This is a genomic window from Pseudomonas gessardii, from assembly GCF_001983165.1.
Lineage (GTDB): Bacteria > Pseudomonadota > Gammaproteobacteria > Pseudomonadales > Pseudomonadaceae > Aquipseudomonas > Aquipseudomonas gessardii.
In genome coordinates this window covers 21,537-37,313 of record NZ_MNPU01000015.1, presented here as the reverse complement: position 1 = coordinate 37,313, position 15,777 = coordinate 21,537, and the positions used below count along the sequence as shown (strand labels likewise).

At 62.4% G+C, this 15,777-nt stretch carries 9 protein-coding genes; 7 read left to right on the top strand and 2 right to left on the bottom strand.

The features are described 5' to 3' along the window. Positions 1–5,931, bottom strand: a complete 5,931-nt coding sequence (locus BLL38_RS12700) for a dermonecrotic toxin domain-containing protein (RefSeq protein ID WP_076962894.1) — start codon at positions 5,929–5,931, stop codon at positions 1–3. 303 nt (positions 5,932–6,234) lie between these two features. Between BLL38_RS12700 and BLL38_RS12695 the strand changes: the two genes are divergently transcribed. From BLL38_RS12695 to astE, 7 genes are all read left to right on the top strand, one after another. Then, complete coding sequence (locus BLL38_RS12695; RefSeq protein WP_076962893.1) at positions 6,235–7,455, top strand: aspartate aminotransferase family protein; 1,221 nt, start codon at positions 6,235–6,237, stop codon at positions 7,453–7,455. Between the two features lie 193 nt (positions 7,456–7,648). Next, positions 7,649–8,668 carry an arginine/ornithine succinyltransferase subunit alpha gene (aruF, locus tag BLL38_RS12690; protein WP_076962892.1) on the top strand — a complete coding sequence of 340 codons (1,020 nt, stop codon included), beginning with the start codon at positions 7,649–7,651 and terminating at the stop codon, positions 8,666–8,668. Positions 8,669–8,718: 50 nt separating this feature from the next. Beyond that, positions 8,719–9,744, top strand: a complete 1,026-nt coding sequence (gene astA, locus BLL38_RS12685) for an arginine N-succinyltransferase (RefSeq protein WP_076962891.1) — start codon at positions 8,719–8,721, stop codon at positions 9,742–9,744. Next, positions 9,741–11,210, top strand: coding sequence for a succinylglutamate-semialdehyde dehydrogenase (gene astD, locus BLL38_RS12680; protein ID WP_162493914.1), 1,470 nt, complete (start codon positions 9,741–9,743; stop codon positions 11,208–11,210). Before astA ends, astD begins: the two co-directional genes overlap by 4 nt. A gap of 185 nt (positions 11,211–11,395) precedes the next feature. Next, entirely contained in the window at positions 11,396–12,742 is a 1,347-nt protein-coding gene (gene astB / locus BLL38_RS12675; protein WP_076962889.1) for an N-succinylarginine dihydrolase, read from the top strand. A 24-nt stretch (positions 12,743–12,766) separates the two neighbouring features. Continuing rightward, a complete protein-coding gene (locus tag BLL38_RS12670) occupies positions 12,767–13,057 on the top strand; it encodes a hypothetical protein (RefSeq protein ID WP_029294458.1) in 291 nt (96 codons plus the stop codon). Between the two features lie 12 nt (positions 13,058–13,069). Continuing rightward, a complete protein-coding gene (astE, locus tag BLL38_RS12665; protein ID WP_076962888.1) occupies positions 13,070–14,074 on the top strand; it encodes a succinylglutamate desuccinylase in 1,005 nt (334 codons plus the stop codon). Positions 14,075–14,080: 6 nt separating this feature from the next. On the opposite strand, the gene BLL38_RS12660 is transcribed toward astE, so the two are convergent. After that, positions 14,081–15,646, bottom strand: a complete 1,566-nt coding sequence (locus BLL38_RS12660) for a M91 family zinc metallopeptidase (protein ID WP_130898260.1) — start codon at positions 15,644–15,646, stop codon at positions 14,081–14,083. Positions 15,647–15,777: the final 131 nt, after the last annotated feature.

Sequence of the window (15,777 nt, the reverse complement as noted above, 5' to 3'; positions counted from 1 at the left end):
TTATTCCTCCATTGGCCTCGGTGTGCCCGGGGCGGGCAGTTCTATGCCGAACGCGTCGAACATTGCCTCTTCCACACCCAGTTCGTAGCCTGTCTGGCGGTAATAGCTGCGCAGCAACTCAAGGCTCTGCTCGGACAATGGGTTGCCGCTCAAGTCAGAGTCATCGTTGAGTGGCAAGGGCATCTCCATCAGGTCGCTGGGCAGTTCGATGATTTGGTTGTCGCTCAGGTCCAGCACCCGCAGGCGACCCAGGCTGAACACCCCTTCCGGCACTTGTACCAGCTCGCAGTTGTGCAGGTAGATTGACTTCAGGCGCGTCAGGTTGCGCAGGTCCGGCAACAGGGTCAGCGGGTTGTCGCTCATGTCCAGGTATTCCAGGTGGACCAGGCGCGAGAGCTGTTCCTGGCTGTTGGGCGTCAGGCGGATCTGGTTGTCCGCCAGCTTCAGGTAGCGCAGGCGTGGAAGGTTGAACACCGTCGCGGGGATGTCGAGCAATGCGTGGCCCTCAAGGGTCAGGTTGATCAGGTTGGGAAGGCAGCGCAGCAATCCATCGACCTGTTGATTGGTGCCGTCGCCGATGATTTCCAGCAGGCTCACATGGTTGAACCGGGCGTTCAGCTGGGGCATGTCCCCCAGCAGTTGCCCGTGAAACACCAGCTTGTAGCTGCGGCGGATGACGCTGTTGGAGTCGTCCAGTTCGCTTTCCCGCCGCCAGCAGCGTTCGAGCAGGTCTTTGAAGTGCAGGCGGCGGATCTGTTCTTCGGCCCGGGCGCCTTCATCCAGCACGGTGTCGAGCAGAGGGTCCCTTTGCGGGATGTCGAGGGCCCAGGCCTGCAGCTGGGTTTGCATCTGTGGGTACTCGAGGGCCAGGCGCTCGACTTCGGCGGGAGCGTTGTTCAGGTCGCCGGGCAGTTGGAAGTACAGGCGGCTGGCTTCACGGGTGTCGAGCCGTGGGTACAGCGCCTGGAGCTGTTGCAGTTGCGGCTGGGGCGCCTGGACATTCCAGTGTTCGGCCGTGCGCTGGCAATAGGTCTTGAGACGTACCAGGGTTTGTTCGGACAAGGGGTTGCCCGATAGATCAAAGGCTGCGGCAACGATGGCGGGCAACTTGAACCCGGCTTCGGGGATCCGCTCGATGGCGTTATGGCTCAGGTCTACCCGGCTTCGCAAGACGCTGTCGGAGAGCAGCGCCGGTGGAATCTCCCGCAGGCCGGTGTTGCTCAGCGACACACTGGTCAGCCCCGTCAGGCGATTGAAGTCCGGCACCCAGGCCAGGCGATTATTGGCCAGGTCCAGGTGCTTGAGCTGGGGCATGCCGGAAAGGGCCAGGGCGCTGGCGGGGTTCATTTCGATGGCGCAGCGGTCCAGGCGCAGATGGGTCAGTCGGTTCAGTTGGGCAATGGTCTTGGGCACGTGAACCAGGGTGTAGCGGTCGATGGACAGTCGCTCCAGTCCCGTAAAACTGCGCAAAAACTCATCCACCTGCAGGGCGGCCCCGTTGCCGGTCAGGCTCAGTGACGAGATGTGCCTGAACGGTGTACGCATGGCCGCCAGCGTGCCGCTGATGGGGTAAGCCAGCCGCAGGGTGAAGCGCGGTACGCCGCCCTGGGCATCGGCATCCAGTTCGGTTTCACGGCGCCAGGCCGCCTCAAGCGTATCAAGGAACAGTGAGCGGTAGGTGCGCTCCTGGGTCGATACCTGTTCATCCTCGGCCCAGGACGTCAGGTCCTGGCGGATCATTGGGTATTCGCTCTCCAGCTGTTGCAGGGCGACCCTTCCGGCCTCCAGGTCGCCCGGCAGGCCAAGGATCAAGTGATTGATCTCTTCGTTGCTGAGGGTGGGGTACAGGCGCTGGGCCAGTTCGACATCCGCGCTGGGGGCTTCTATCTCCCAGTGGCCGCCGGTCCTTTGGTAATAGGCCTTGAGCTGTTCCAGGATGGGGCGTGACAGCGGGTTGGCGGAAAGATCGAACTTGCGGCTGGTATCGGCCGGCAAATTGAAGAGCGCGGCCGGCAGTTCGCGAATCTGGTTGTTGGACAGGACCACCAGTTCCAGCTGCGGGCGGCTGAGTATGTCCGCCGGCAGTTCATGCAAGCCGGTGTGGCTCAGGTCCAGGTGTTGCAGGGCGGGCATGTTGGCGACGCTGAAGGGCAAGCCCAGGGGGTTGTTGTACAGGTCCAGGGTCATCAGGCGGGTCATGCCGCTGAGGGCTGCCTGGCTTTCTTCGGTCAGGGTGATATTGCAGGTGTTTAAGACCAGGGCGGTGAGGTTGGGCAATTGCGGGATGCTCGGTGGCAGGTGCCCCAGGGCAAACTGCTTGATGCTCAAGTGCCGCAGCCGGGGGAACAGTTGCAAGAAGTCATTGACCTGCAAGGGTGTGTGTTCGCCCTGCATCTCCAGCAGGCTGATGTGCTCGAAACGCGCCGTGAGCCTGGGCAACTCGCCGTAGATGGGGATTGTCAGTTGCAGCTTGTGGCCATTGAGGGTCAGGGGTTCGTGGTAGTGATCGATTTCGGTTTCCTGGCGCCAGCCGCGTCTGATTTCCTGGGCCCACAGCGCGCGATTGCGGCGAGCGTACTGATATTCCTGGGGGGCCAGCGGGGTTTCGCTCAAGGGGTGGAAGGCCGGTGTCATGGCCTCCCAGATGGCCAGCTCAAGGTCTAGCCTGTTGTATTCGGCTTGCAGGGTGGCCAAGGTCGCCAGGGCCCCTGTTGGCCGGTCTTCCAGGGTTTGCACCACTTCGGCGATCTGTTGTGGGTTGAGGCTGGGCAGCAGGTGGTGCGCGCGCTCCTCAAGGGTGGGCGGTCGGGTTGCGGCCGGTTGGGAAGGGCCGGCGGCCTGGTAGCCGTCCATGCCGCCACGCAGGCGCATGACCTGGGGGTCATAGGTGGGTTTGCGATAGAGGTCTTTGTGCAGCCAGCCGCGCAACTGATCGCGATCCACGGCATATTCGCCAATCACTTGGCGCAGGCGTTCGCCCTGGCCTGCCTGGAGGTTGAGGGCATGGCGCTGGCGGTCCGGGAGGGCCTGGAGCACTGCGTTGTAAAAATCGCTCTCGGCCGACCCCGGGCCCTGGTCGGCGTGCGCGGTGTAGTGGCCTGTTTCGGTGTAGACCAGCGTGCGCCTGGTCGGCGCCTCTGCGCTCCCGATCGCCTCCAGCAAGGGGCCGTCGATACGGTACTGGCGGACCTCCAGGCGCAGGTTGGTCGACCATCCGGGCAAACGTTCCAGGGATAACAGGCTGAGCAGGTGTGTGTCCGGGTTGTCGATGGCGTCCAGATACAGCCCCTCGTAGGCCCGGGTGGTGCGGACATCCAATTGGGCCGAGGCCGCCTGCGCAACAATGCGCGCAGGCACCGTGCCCTGGTCGATTTGTCGCCATTCTTCCCCGCTGGCATCGGCCAGCAGTTCCTCGGCGACGCTGGTGGGCAACCCGGGCTCGGGCGCCGCGTCGATGATTTTTTGCAGCGAAGGGGTCTGGATACGTTCTGCTGTGCGGTAATGGGAGTCGAACAGGGCGAAGCGTTTGAGGTAGGCAAACCGGGCGATTTTCTGGCGCAGGGCGGCGACGCGCAGGTGGGCGTCAGGCGTGGCAAGCTCGGCAGGCTCTTCCAGGAGTGCCTTGCGTTCCGGTTCATTCAGGCTTTCCAGCAGAATGTGCAGTAAATCACCACGCTTGAGTTGGGCTTCGTGGACTTGCACCACACTCGCCCCTGGGCGGCCGGCAAACTCCCATTGGGTTTTGCCGCTGGGGTCGAGAAAGCGCAGGGTCCTGGAGGCAGGCCATAACCCGGAGCCGGTCAGCACCTGCAACTGGGTCTGGGGGTCGGCCTGGCGATAAATCATGGGGTCGTTGCTGTTCAACTGCGTGATGAAGTCTTGCAGGGACTGGTCGATCTGAAAGCGCTTGAGGCTGTCGGCCAGCAACGGCGGAGGTGCCTGATGGTTGAGGTGCATGCTGCGCAGGGCGTTGTCATGGGTGCCGCTGACGCTGCGTACCTGTTGCAGTTGGGCGTCGCTGAGGCCGTCGGTCTGGTAGCCGAGACGGCGCATCAAGGTGGCACTGTCCCAGCTCAACGGGCGCTCCAGTTCCGTGATCCAGGCCCCCTGGCCGTTGGTCATCACCGCCGGCTGATAGGCCGATGGCCGGGTCGGGTGTTGTATGAAATAGCGCTGGCTGGAGGGGTCTTGCCGCAGGTTGTAGTGGCCGTCGTCCAGGCGCAACAGGTTGTTGCCGTTGTAACGGTACAGGCCTTGTGCGTCGGGGCGCAGGGTCTTGGGCGGTACGCGCGCGTGGCGATAGGGGGCCAGGTCAGGGTGCCACAGGCGGGCGCTGCCGTCGGGTGTGGTCACCGGTGTGTGGCTGTCGATAAAGCGCAGGCTTTCAACCGGCAGTACCTTGCGCAGAATGCCCTGGGCGATGGGGACCCCGGTGGCAAACAGACCCAATTGCACCACTTGCTCGACAAGCCCCATGCCATGCACAAAGGCTTCCTGCACCCGGCCTTCAGACCAGTCGATGATCCCTTCAAAGGCTTCGTCCAGCAGTTGATAGGCGGTGTAGCCGAGCATCAGCAGACCCAGCGGCGCAACAAACGGTGCGACAAACAAGGTGGCCACTTGCAGCACCACCGAGGCGATTTTTTGCACCAGGTCCCAGCGCTCCCAGCGCGCTTGCTGGTTGACGCTGGCGGTGGACACCGCCTGGCTATCGGCATCGTCCAGCAGTTTGCTCAACTTCATCTGATGCAGATGCTGGAACAGCGGCTGCTTGATGGGGATGCCACGCACTTGCAGGTTGGGCCGCTCCACATCGGTTGCCCGCCAACTGGGCAGCGGGTCGCCTGGCGTATGGGGATGCCAGGTCACTTCGGAGAGGCGGCGGGTGAGGTCGGCAAAAAAACGGCCGGTATCGGCGTGGCTGACAAAACGACTGAAGAATTGTTGAAAGTCCGTGGAACGCAGGCGTGCGCTGAGCGCCTGGACAAACGCCTGGGCGCTGGCATATTGCTTGATTGGGTGTTGCGGGTCGTCGGGGATATAGACAATCACCGGCACCACCTCGCGGCTCGTCTCCAGGTGCTGCGCAAACAGCACGATCCCGCTCAGGCGGCTGGACATGATCACCAGCTCGTGGGCGATCAGTGCCGGGCGTGAGTGGCCGTGATTGATCAGGCTGTGCATTGCGTCATACCCGGCTTGTGGGAGATCGCCCTTGAGCAGTGCCATGTACAGCGCCAGATGGAGGGCGCTGGTCAGGCTTTGCGTCACCCGTGCCTGCAACACGGCCCTGGCCACGGGGTTGGCCAGCCCCAGATAGTCGTGGAGATAGCGCTGGTAGCGGCCACCGATATCCAGGTCGCGGCACAGGGTGGCGAATTGCGCGATGCTGATTTTTGCATCAACCGCCGGCAGGCTTTGGAAGTGCCCGGCGGCATTGGGTTGGGTGCTGAAGCCGGAGTGCTGCTGATAGGCTCCGGGCTCGGCTTCGGCAGGTTCAAAGTTATGCAGGGCGGCCTGCAGCACGGACACGCTCCAGGTGCGCGCAGCACCTGCCTTGACCTGGAACCCGGCGAGGGTCAGCGGGACATAGAGTTGCAGCCAGGTGCTGTGCACATCCAGATCCAGGCCATAGTGGCGCTTGAGCGCCGGTTGCAGCAGCTCGGCGCCGAAGGTCTCAGGGCTTTTGAGCCCCGCCAGGGCCTTGTCCACTCGGTTCTGCCGGGTCCAGGCGTCACTGTTGAGACGCTTGAGCGTTTCATGCTGGGCGGCCGAGGCGTTTTTGTACCAGTCGGGGAAGCTCGGCGCCAACTCGCGCAGGGCCGAGCGCCTGGCGGGGGTGGCGTCCCCGAGCCAGCGAGGAATGGCCTGGGCGAGGATGGCGTGGTGCGCCTGGGGGGTGGCTGGGGCAGGAAGGTGGGGCAGAGGCATGGGGTCGGTCCTTGACGCGGTTAATGTCTTGCCAGCAGACCAGTCGGCACCCGATCGACGGCGGTAGATAGTTGCTGCGGTATGCTTGGGCGCCGTTGCGAAGATCACCTGCCCACGGAGCGGGCGCACGGTTTAAACTGCGCCATTGCGACGCTATTTGTCGCATTGGCGTAAACCCGCGTAAAACGGGGGTTGGCGCTATAAGAAGTTGTCGCTTGGCGGCAAGGCTGCACTGAAAACTGTCCTTACAATCCCTGCATCGCCCGCCAGTTCCAGGCAGGCGTTCCTCTTCAGGAGACTCCGATGTCCGTTGAGCAAACCCCGGTGCAACGTGCCGATTTCGACCAGGTCATGGTGCCCAACTATGCCCCTGCCGCCTTTATCCCTGTGCGTGGCGAAGGTTCCCGCGTGTGGGACCAGTCGGGTCGCGAGCTGATCGATTTTGCCGGCGGCATCGCAGTGAACGTGCTGGGCCACGCCCACCCGGCGCTGGTCAGTGCGCTGACCGCACAGGCCAACAAGCTGTGGCACGTCTCCAACGTTTTCACCAACGAACCGGCCCTGCGCCTGGCCCACAAGCTGATCGACGCCACCTTTGCCGAGCGGGTGTTCTTCTGCAACTCCGGTGCCGAAGCCAACGAGGCCGCCTTCAAGCTGGCCCGTCGTGTGGCATTCGACCGTTTCGGCAGTGAGAAATACGAGATCATCGCCGCGCTCAACAGCTTCCACGGCCGCACCCTGTTTACCGTCAACGTCGGTGGCCAGTCGAAATACTCCGATGGTTTCGGTCCTAAAATCACCGGCATCACCCACGTTCCCTTTAACGACCTGGCCGCGCTGAAAGCCGCCGTGTCGGACAAGACTTGCGCCGTGGTGCTGGAGCCGATCCAGGGCGAAGGCGGCGTGATGCCGGCCGAGCTTGCGTACCTGCAAGGGGCTCGCGACTTGTGCGACGCCAACAACGCGCTGCTGGTGTTCGACGAAGTGCAGACAGGCATGGGCCGTACTGGCAACCTGTTCGCCTACCAGCATTACGGTGTGGTGCCGGACATCCTCACCAGCGCCAAGAGCCTGGGCGGCGGTTTCCCGATTGCCGCGATGCTGACCACGGACGCCCTGGCCAAGCACCTGGTGGTCGGTACTCACGGCACCACCTATGGCGGTAACCCGATGGCGTGTGCCGTGGGCGAAGCGGTGATCGACGTGATCAACACCCCGCAAGTGCTGGCGGGTGTCCACGCCCGGCATGACCTGTTCAAGGCCCGCCTGGAGCAGATCGGCAAGCAGTACGGCATCTTCACCGAGATACGTGGCATGGGCCTGCTGCTCGGTTGTGTCTTGAGCGACGCGTTCAAAGGCAAGGCCAAGGACGTGTTCAACGCGGCCGAGAAAGAAAACCTGATGATCCTGCAAGCCGGCCCGGACGTGGTGCGCTTTGCGCCGAGCCTGGTGGTGGACGAGGCGGATATCACCGAAGGCCTGGACCGTTTTGAACGTGCGGTAAAAGCGCTGACACAAGCCTGACAGATACACCTTTATCTGCCGAACCGGATCAAGTGTGGGAGCGGGCTTGCCCGCGATAGCGATCTGTCAGTCGATGTTGTTGTGACTGGCCCACCGCAATCGCGGGCAAGCCCGCTCCCACATTGGGACCTGGGTGATTCCAGGTTCAATGTCCGATATTTTTTATGAAGTTTTCGAGTTAAGGAGTGACACCATGCTGGTGATGCGCCCCGCGCAAATGGCTGATCTGGGCGAGGTACAGCGTCTGGCTGCGGATAGCCCGATTGGTGTCACCTCCCTGCCGGATGACGTTGAACGCCTGAGCGACAAAATCGCCGCCAGCGAAGCTTCCTTCGCCGCTGAAGTGAGTTTCAACGGCGAAGAAAGCTATTTCTTTGTCCTTGAAGACACCGTTGCCGGCAAGTTGGTGGGCTGTTCGGCCATCGTCGCCTCGGCCGGTTATTCCGAGCCGTTCTACAGCTTTCGCAACGAGACGTTCGTCCACGCCTCCCGTGAACTGAAGATCCACAACAAAATCCACGTCCTGTCCCAGTGCCACGACCTGACCGGCAACAGCTTGCTGACCAGTTTCTACGTGGTGCCGGAGCTGGTGGGGTCGGCCTGGTCGGAGCTCAACTCCCGTGGCCGCCTGTTGTTTGTCGCCAGCCACCCCGAGCGGTTTGCCGACTCGGTGGTGACCGAAATTGTCGGCTACAGCGACGAGAACGGTGATTCGCCGTTCTGGGACGCCATCGGCCGCAACTTCTTCGACCTCAACTACGCCGCCGCCGAGCGCCTGTGCGGGTTGAAAAGCCGCACCTTCCTCGCCGAACTGATGCCCCATTACCCGATCTACGTGCCGCTGTTGCCCGACCAAGCCCAGGAAGCCATGGGCCAGGTGCACCCGCGTGCGCAGATCACCTTCGACATCCTGATGCGCGAAGGTTTTGAAACCGACCATTACATCGACATTTTCGACGGTGGCCCGACCCTGCATGCACGGGTCTCGGGCATCCGCTCGATTGCCCAGAGCCGCGTGGTGCCGGTGAAGATCGGTGAGATGGTCAAGGGCGTTGGCCGTCAGTACCTGGTGAGCAATGCGCAGTTGCAGGATTACCGTGCGGTGATGCTGGAACTGGACTACGCGCCGGGCAAGCCAGTGACCCTGGACCTGGAAGCGGCCGAAGCCCTGGGCGTCGGCGAAGGCGCCAGCGTGCGCCTGGTAGCGGTTTAAAAAGCAGAGTTTCGCGGGTGGCTGCACAGCGGCCCGTCTGAGGAGATAGCATGATCGTTCGTCCCGTACGCAGCAGCGATTTACCGGCCCTGATTGAGTTGGCGCGCAGCACCGGCACCGGTCTCACCACCTTGCCGGCCAACGAAGAGCGCCTGACCCACCGGGTGGGCTGGGCTGAAAAGACTTTTCGCGGCGAAGCCGGGCGCGGCGATGCCGACTACCTGTTTGTGCTGGAAAACGACGAAGGCCGCGTGGTGGGGATTTGCGCCATTGCCGGCGCCGTGGGCCTGCGTGAGCCGTGGTACAACTTCCGGGTCGGCCTGACGGTCAGCGCCTCCCAGGAGCTGAATATCTACCGCGAGATCCCCACGCTGTTCCTGGCCAACGACCTGACGGGCAACTCCGAGCTGTGCTCGCTGTTTTTGCACGCCGATTACCGCAACGGCCTCAACGGCCGCATGCTGGCCAAGGCGCGGATGCTGTTTATTGCCGAGTTCCCGCAGCTGTTTGGCAACAAAATCATCGCCGAGATGCGCGGGGTGTCCAATGACGCCGGGCGTTCGCCGTTCTGGGAGAGCCTGGGCCGGCACTTCTTCAAGATGGAATTCAGCCAGGCCGACTACCTCACCGGCGTGGGCAACAAGGCGTTTATCGCCGAACTGATGCCCAAGTTCCCGCTGTACACCTGCTTTTTGTCTGAAGATGCGCGCAACGTGATCGGCAAGGTTCATCCCGATACCGAGCCGGCCTTGAGCATGCTCAAGAGCGAGGGTTTCAGCTACCAGGGCTATGTCGATATCTTCGACGCGGGTCCTGCGGTGGAGTGTGAGACCAGCAAGATCCGCGCGGTGCGTGACAGCCAGGCGCTGGTGCTGGCCATCGGCACGCCGGGGGACGATGCCACGCCGTTTTTGATGCACAACCGTAAACGTGAAGAGTGCCGCATTACCGCCGCGCCGGCGCGCCTGGCTGCCGGCACCCTGGTGGTCGATCCGCTGACCGCCAAGCGCCTGCAACTGGTGGCCGGTGATCAAGTGCGTGCCGTACCGTTGTCTGCTGCCCGGGAGTCGAAATAATGAATTCGTTGTATATCGCAGGGAGCTGGCTGGCTGGCCAGGGTGAGCGCTTTGAGTCGCTGAACCCGGTGACCCAGCACGTGGTCTGGGCCGGCAATGGCGCCAGCGTCGAACAGGTCGAATCCGCCGTGCAGGCCGCCCGCCAGGCCTTCCCGGCCTGGGCCGGGCGCCCGCTGGAAGAGCGCATCGGCGTGCTGGAAACCTTTGCCGCCACCCTGAAAAGCCGCGCCGATGAAATCGCCCGCTGTATCGGTGAGGAAACCGGCAAGCCGCTGTGGGAATCGGCCACCGAAGTTACCAGCATGGCCAATAAAATCGCGATCTCGGTGCAGAGCTACCGCGAACGTACCGGCGAGAAGAGCGGCCCTCTGGGCGACGCCACTGCGGTGTTGCGCCACAAGCCTCACGGCGTGGTCGCGGTATTCGGCCCTTACAACTTCCCGGGCCACTTGCCCAACGGGCACATCGTCCCGGCCTTGCTCGCGGGTAATACCGTGTTGTTCAAGCCAAGCGAACTGACCCCTAAAGTGGCCGAGCTGACGGTGCAGTGCTGGGTCGAAGCCGGCCTGCCGGCGGGCGTGTTGAACCTGCTGCAAGGCGCGCGGGAGACCGGGATCGCCCTGGCCTCCAATCCAGGCATCGATGGCCTGTTCTTCACCGGCTCCAGCCGCACCGGTAACCACTTGCACCAGCAATTCGCCGGGCGCCCGGACAAGATCCTGGCGCTGGAGATGGGCGGCAACAACCCGCTGGTGGTGGACCAGGTGGCCGATGTGGACGCGGCGGTCTACACCATCATCCAGTCGGCCTTTATTTCTGCCGGCCAGCGCTGCACCTGTGCCCGGCGCCTGCTGGTGCCGGAAGGCGCCTGGGGCGATGCACTGCTGGCGCGCCTGGTTGCCGTCAGCGCGACCATTGCCGTGGGGGCCTTCGACCAGCAACCGCCGCCATTCATGGGCTCGGTGATTTCCCTGGGCGCGGCCAAGGCCTTGATGGAGGCCCAGGAGCTGATGCTGGCCAACGGCGCCGTGGCGTTGCTGGAAATGACCCAGCCCCAGGCGCAGGCCGCCTTGCTGACACCGGGCATCATCGACGTGACGGGCGTGACCGAGCGCGAGGACGAAGAACTGTTCGGCCCGTTGCTGCAAGTGATTCGCTACGCGGATTTCGCTGCGGCGATCAGCGAGGCCAACAACACCCAGTACGGCCTGGCCGCAGGTTTGCTGTCGGACTCCGAGGCGCTCTACCAGCAATTTTGGCTGCAAAGCCGGGCCGGTATCGTCAACTGGAACAAACAGCTGACCGGCGCCGCGAGCACCGCGCCCTTTGGTGGGGTAGGGGCCTCGGGCAATCATCGCGCCAGTGCTTATTACGCGGCGGATTATTGTGCGTACCCGGTGGCCTCGCTAGAGACCTCAAGCCTGGTCTTGCCAGCAACACTGAGCCCAGGCGTAACACTGATCTAAATGTGGGAGCAGGCTTATGTAGGAGCTGGCTTGCCTGCGATGCGAGCACCTCGGTCTTTCAGCCAGACCGAGGGGATGCCATCGCAGGCAAGCCAGCTCCCACACAAGCCTGCTCTCCCAGTTGATTTGTGGTGTATTCAAGTAAATTGATGCCTATAAAAACAGATGTTCGTGGAGCCTCGCCGATGAAATCCTGTGAAGTCAATTTTGACGGTCTCGTGGGGCCGACCCATAACTACGGCGGTCTGTCCTACGGCAACGTCGCGTCCCAGAGCAACAGCCAGCAATCTTCCAACCCCAAGGAGGCGGCGCTGCAGGGCCTGGCGAAAATGAAAGCCCTGATGGACATGGGCTTTGTGCAAGGTGTGCTCGCCCCCCAGGAGCGCCCGGATGTGGCCGCATTGCGCAACCTTGGCTTTGCCGGCAGCGACGCCCAGGTGATCCAGCAGGCGGCCAAGCAGGCGATGCCTTTACTGGTGGCCAGTTGTTCCGCATCGAGCATGTGGGTGGCCAACGCCGCGACCGTCAGCCCGAGTGCCGACACGGCCGACGGCCGCGTGCATTTCACCGCCGCCAACCTCAACTGCAAATACCACCGCAGCATCGAGCACCCGACCACCAGCCGTGTGCTGGGGGCGATGTTTGCCGATCAGCAGCACTTCGCCCACCACGCCGCGTTGCCGGCCGTGGCGCAGTTCGGTGACGAAGGCGCCGCCAACCACACCCGCTTCTGCCGCGACTATGGCGAGGCGGGCGTGGAGTTCTTCGTGTTCGGCCGCAGTGCGTTCGACACCCGCTACCCGGCGCCGCAAAAGTACCCGGCGCGTCAGACCCTCGAAGCGTCCCAGGCGGTCGCCCGTTTGCATGGCCTGCAGGACAGCGGTGTGGTCTACGGCCAGCAGAACCCGGCGGTGATCGATGCCGGGGTGTTCCACAACGACGTGATCGCGGTGGGCAACGGTGAAGTGCTGTTCTATCACGAGGATGCGTTCCTCAATACCGAACAGATGCTCGCCGAACTGCAGGCCAAGCTGGGCAAGCTCGGCGGCAACTTCCAGGCGATCTGCGTGCCCCGCGCTCTGGTCAGCGTCGAAGACGCCGTGCGCTCCTACCTGTTCAACAGCCAGTTGCTGAGCCGCGCCGACGGTTCGATGTTGCTGATCGTGCCCGAAGAGTGCCACAACAACGAGCGCGTCTGGCATTACTTGCAAAGCCTGACCCGTTCCGGCGGGCCGATTGGCGAAGTGAAAGTCTTCGACCTCAAGCAAAGCATGCAGAACGGCGGCGGCCCGGCCTGCCTGCGTTTGCGCGTGGCGTTGAAGGAGGCTGAACTGGCGGCGGTCAATCCAGGGGTTATCATGACGGCGCCGCTGTATGAAACGTTGACCCAATGGGTCGGCAAGCACTACCGCGACAGCCTGCGCGAAACCGACCTGGCCGACCCGCAGTTGCTGCTCGAATGTCGCACGGCATTGGATGAACTGACGCAAATCCTTAAACTGGGCGCGGTTTATCCTTTCCAGATCAATTAAAGCCCCCACGGCTGAGACCTATTTATGACCACCGATACCCTGAAGCTGATTCTTGAAGACACCGACGGCACCCAGCTGGAAACCTCCTGCACCCGCCTCGCCGTGGTGTGGCAGGGCAAGGAAATCTGGATCCAGCACGACGGCCGTGGCCAACTGCTGATCGGCGTGGACGTGGAAGAAGGTGATGCCGAATACGCCAACCTGCTGATGCGCCCCCTGGCCACCAACCTGATGAGCCTGCAGCTGGAAATGGAACCGGCCGACGTTGAAGGTGATGACGACGACCACGTCCACGGCCCAGGCTGCAACCACTAAGGAAGCTGCTCTATGCTCGCCCTCGGCAAACTGCTTGAACTGACCCTCGCCGGTCGTGAACCGGCGCAAAAAATTCAACTGACTGTCGACGGCGTGCAAATGCGCTGGCTGAGCGAAGGGGCGCTGGAAGTCCGGCCGCCCCAGGCTCGCGACAATGGCGCCGATGTGCTGTTGTCCAGTGGCATCCATGGCAATGAAACGGCACCGATCGAGTTGCTCGACCGCTTGCTGCACGGCATTGCCCGCGGGGAGATCAAGCCCCGCACCCGTATTCTGTTCCTGTTCGGCAACCCCGAGGCCATGCGTCGCGGCGAGCGTTACCTGGAACAGGACGTCAACCGGCTATTCAATGGCCGTCACGAACAAAGCATCGGCCCCGAAGCCATACGCGCTGGCGAGCTTGAACAGTTGGCCCGTACCTTCTTCAGCGTGCCCGACCGTTCGCGCCTGCACTACGACCTGCACACGGCCATCCGGGGCTCGAAGATCGAACAGTTCGCCCTGTACCCGTGGAAAGAAGGGCGCCAGCATTCACGTGCCGAACTGGCCCGCCTGCGGGCGGCCGGTATGGCTGCGGTGCTGTTGCAGAACAAGACGTCCATCACCTTCACCGCCTTTACCTACGAACAGCTGGAGGCCGAGTCATTCACCCTGGAGCTGGGCAAGGCCCGGCCATTCGGGCAGAACCAGGGGGTGGACGTCTCGCGCCTGGAAACCCGCCTCAAGCAGATCATCGAAGGCAACGAGCCGGCCACCGAGGGCCTGGACGGCCTGAAGTTGTTCAGCGTGGCCCGGGAAGTCATCAAGCACAGCGATGCCTTCACCCTGCATTTGCCGGCGGATGTGGAGAATTTTTCGGAACTGGAGAAGGGCTACCTGCTGGCCGAGGACATTGCCAAGACCCGCTGGGTGATCGAGGAGGAGGGCGCGCGCATCATTTTTCCCAACCCGAAGGTCAAGAATGGGCTTCGGGCGGGGATCCTGATTGTGCCGACGGATGACCAGGGGCTGGCCTAGGCCCTGTCAGTTGTCATAGCGCTCGCGCAGTGGCAGCCCCAACTCCTTGCGCAGACCATTTTCGGTGAAGGCCTCGGGGTTGGTATCGGTGGGCGGTGTGCTGGGGTCGTCATCAAAGTCGAAGCGGTATTCGGAGGCTGGCAGACCAATAGCTTGTCGTTCTTGCCTGGCAGTTAATGAGCCGTCTTGCGGGTCTTGGATGCCCCCGGGCACCACGCTGCCGGTGACGTAGTTGTACGCGTGGCAGAGTTCATGGAAGAGGATGATGATGCCGGGCTGATCCGGTAGATCGGGCAGGCTATTGCTGGTGTTGATCCAGATGTTACCGCCATAGGACCCGCTTGCGCGCTGGCCGTTTACGAGGTACGCGTTGGGGCTTGGGGCGTCGCTGGCGACAAAGTTGTTTTGCTTGGAGAGGGTGAGCTCATTGATGGTGATAGGGGTGCCCGACTTGAGGGCGGCCTGATACAGCACCGTGAGCAGTTTTTGCCCTGTGGGCGAATTGAGCAGTAGCCGCAGGTCATCGTGGATGCGTTCGATAAATGACACGCTACCCTTGACGGTGATCCCGCTTTCACTGATGTCTTTGGGCTCTATCAGGGTGGAGCGGGAGGTCGGTTGACCGTTCGGCATCGAGGCGAAGGCTTCTGCGGTTGTCGGGCAATTGATGGCGAGCGTGCTGTGCGTGGTGTGATAGGTGATGTCGTGCGGCTTGAGTGCTGTCACCAGGTCTCGTGTTCCCTGGCCCGTAAAGATGACATTACTGGAAGGTCCGGCCTTGATATGGTCGCTGCCAGGGCCGCCACTGAGGATGTTATGGCCCGGGCCACCGGTGATGTCGTCATTGCCCTGGCCACCATCAATGAACGAAAAACCGCCGCCCATCACATCGTCGTCGCCTGGGCCGGCGTAGACGGTGATGCGGGCCTCCTTGCTGGCTGTCACGTCATCATCCCCTTCACCGGTATCAATGTAGTTTGAACCGCCGTGGACGATCACGGTGTCATTTCCTGCCCCGGTGTAGAACGAGGCGATCGAGGCGGCGCTGATGATGCTGTCGTCACCCTCGCCGGTATTGACGATGATGGGCGTGTCGATGTTGTCTGCGATGTGGAGCCTGTCATTGCCGCCCTGGGTGATGAAGACCAGGGCCTGGTTATACGCGGGGATAATGCAGTAGTGCTCGTCGTTGATTTCCAGCATCAGCGTGATGCCTGGAAAAAACGGCACGCCCAGGCCTGTGGGCTGGCTGCCCAGGTCGATGTCGGGGTTGGGGGCGACAAACTGTAGCCGGTCCATTTCATGAGCGTCCTTGCGCCTGAGTACGAGGTTGTCATGCCGATTCTGTGTGATGAACACCAATTGGTGGGCGTGGGGTGATTTGCGGATTTCGATCGTAACGTGATCGGTTGCACGAACCGGATAGGTCGTGAAGTTGCCCCGGCCACCCTGGACTTCATTGTTGATGTGCAGCGAATGCTCTGCTCCTCGCAAGTCGCCGAAGATGAAATAGACGCCGCGTCGTTGCATTTCGTGCATTTCCCGATCGGCCGGCATGTCTGAAGTGATCAATTACGAGTCTCCCTATTAAGTAAGGGTCGCGGGCTCGCGACGCCGGGTTTACTTGACCGCAGATCGGGTAGGGGAGAGAGGTAATTATCGCTGGCAAAAAAAACCGCCCGGTCAGGGGCGGCTTTTGTTCA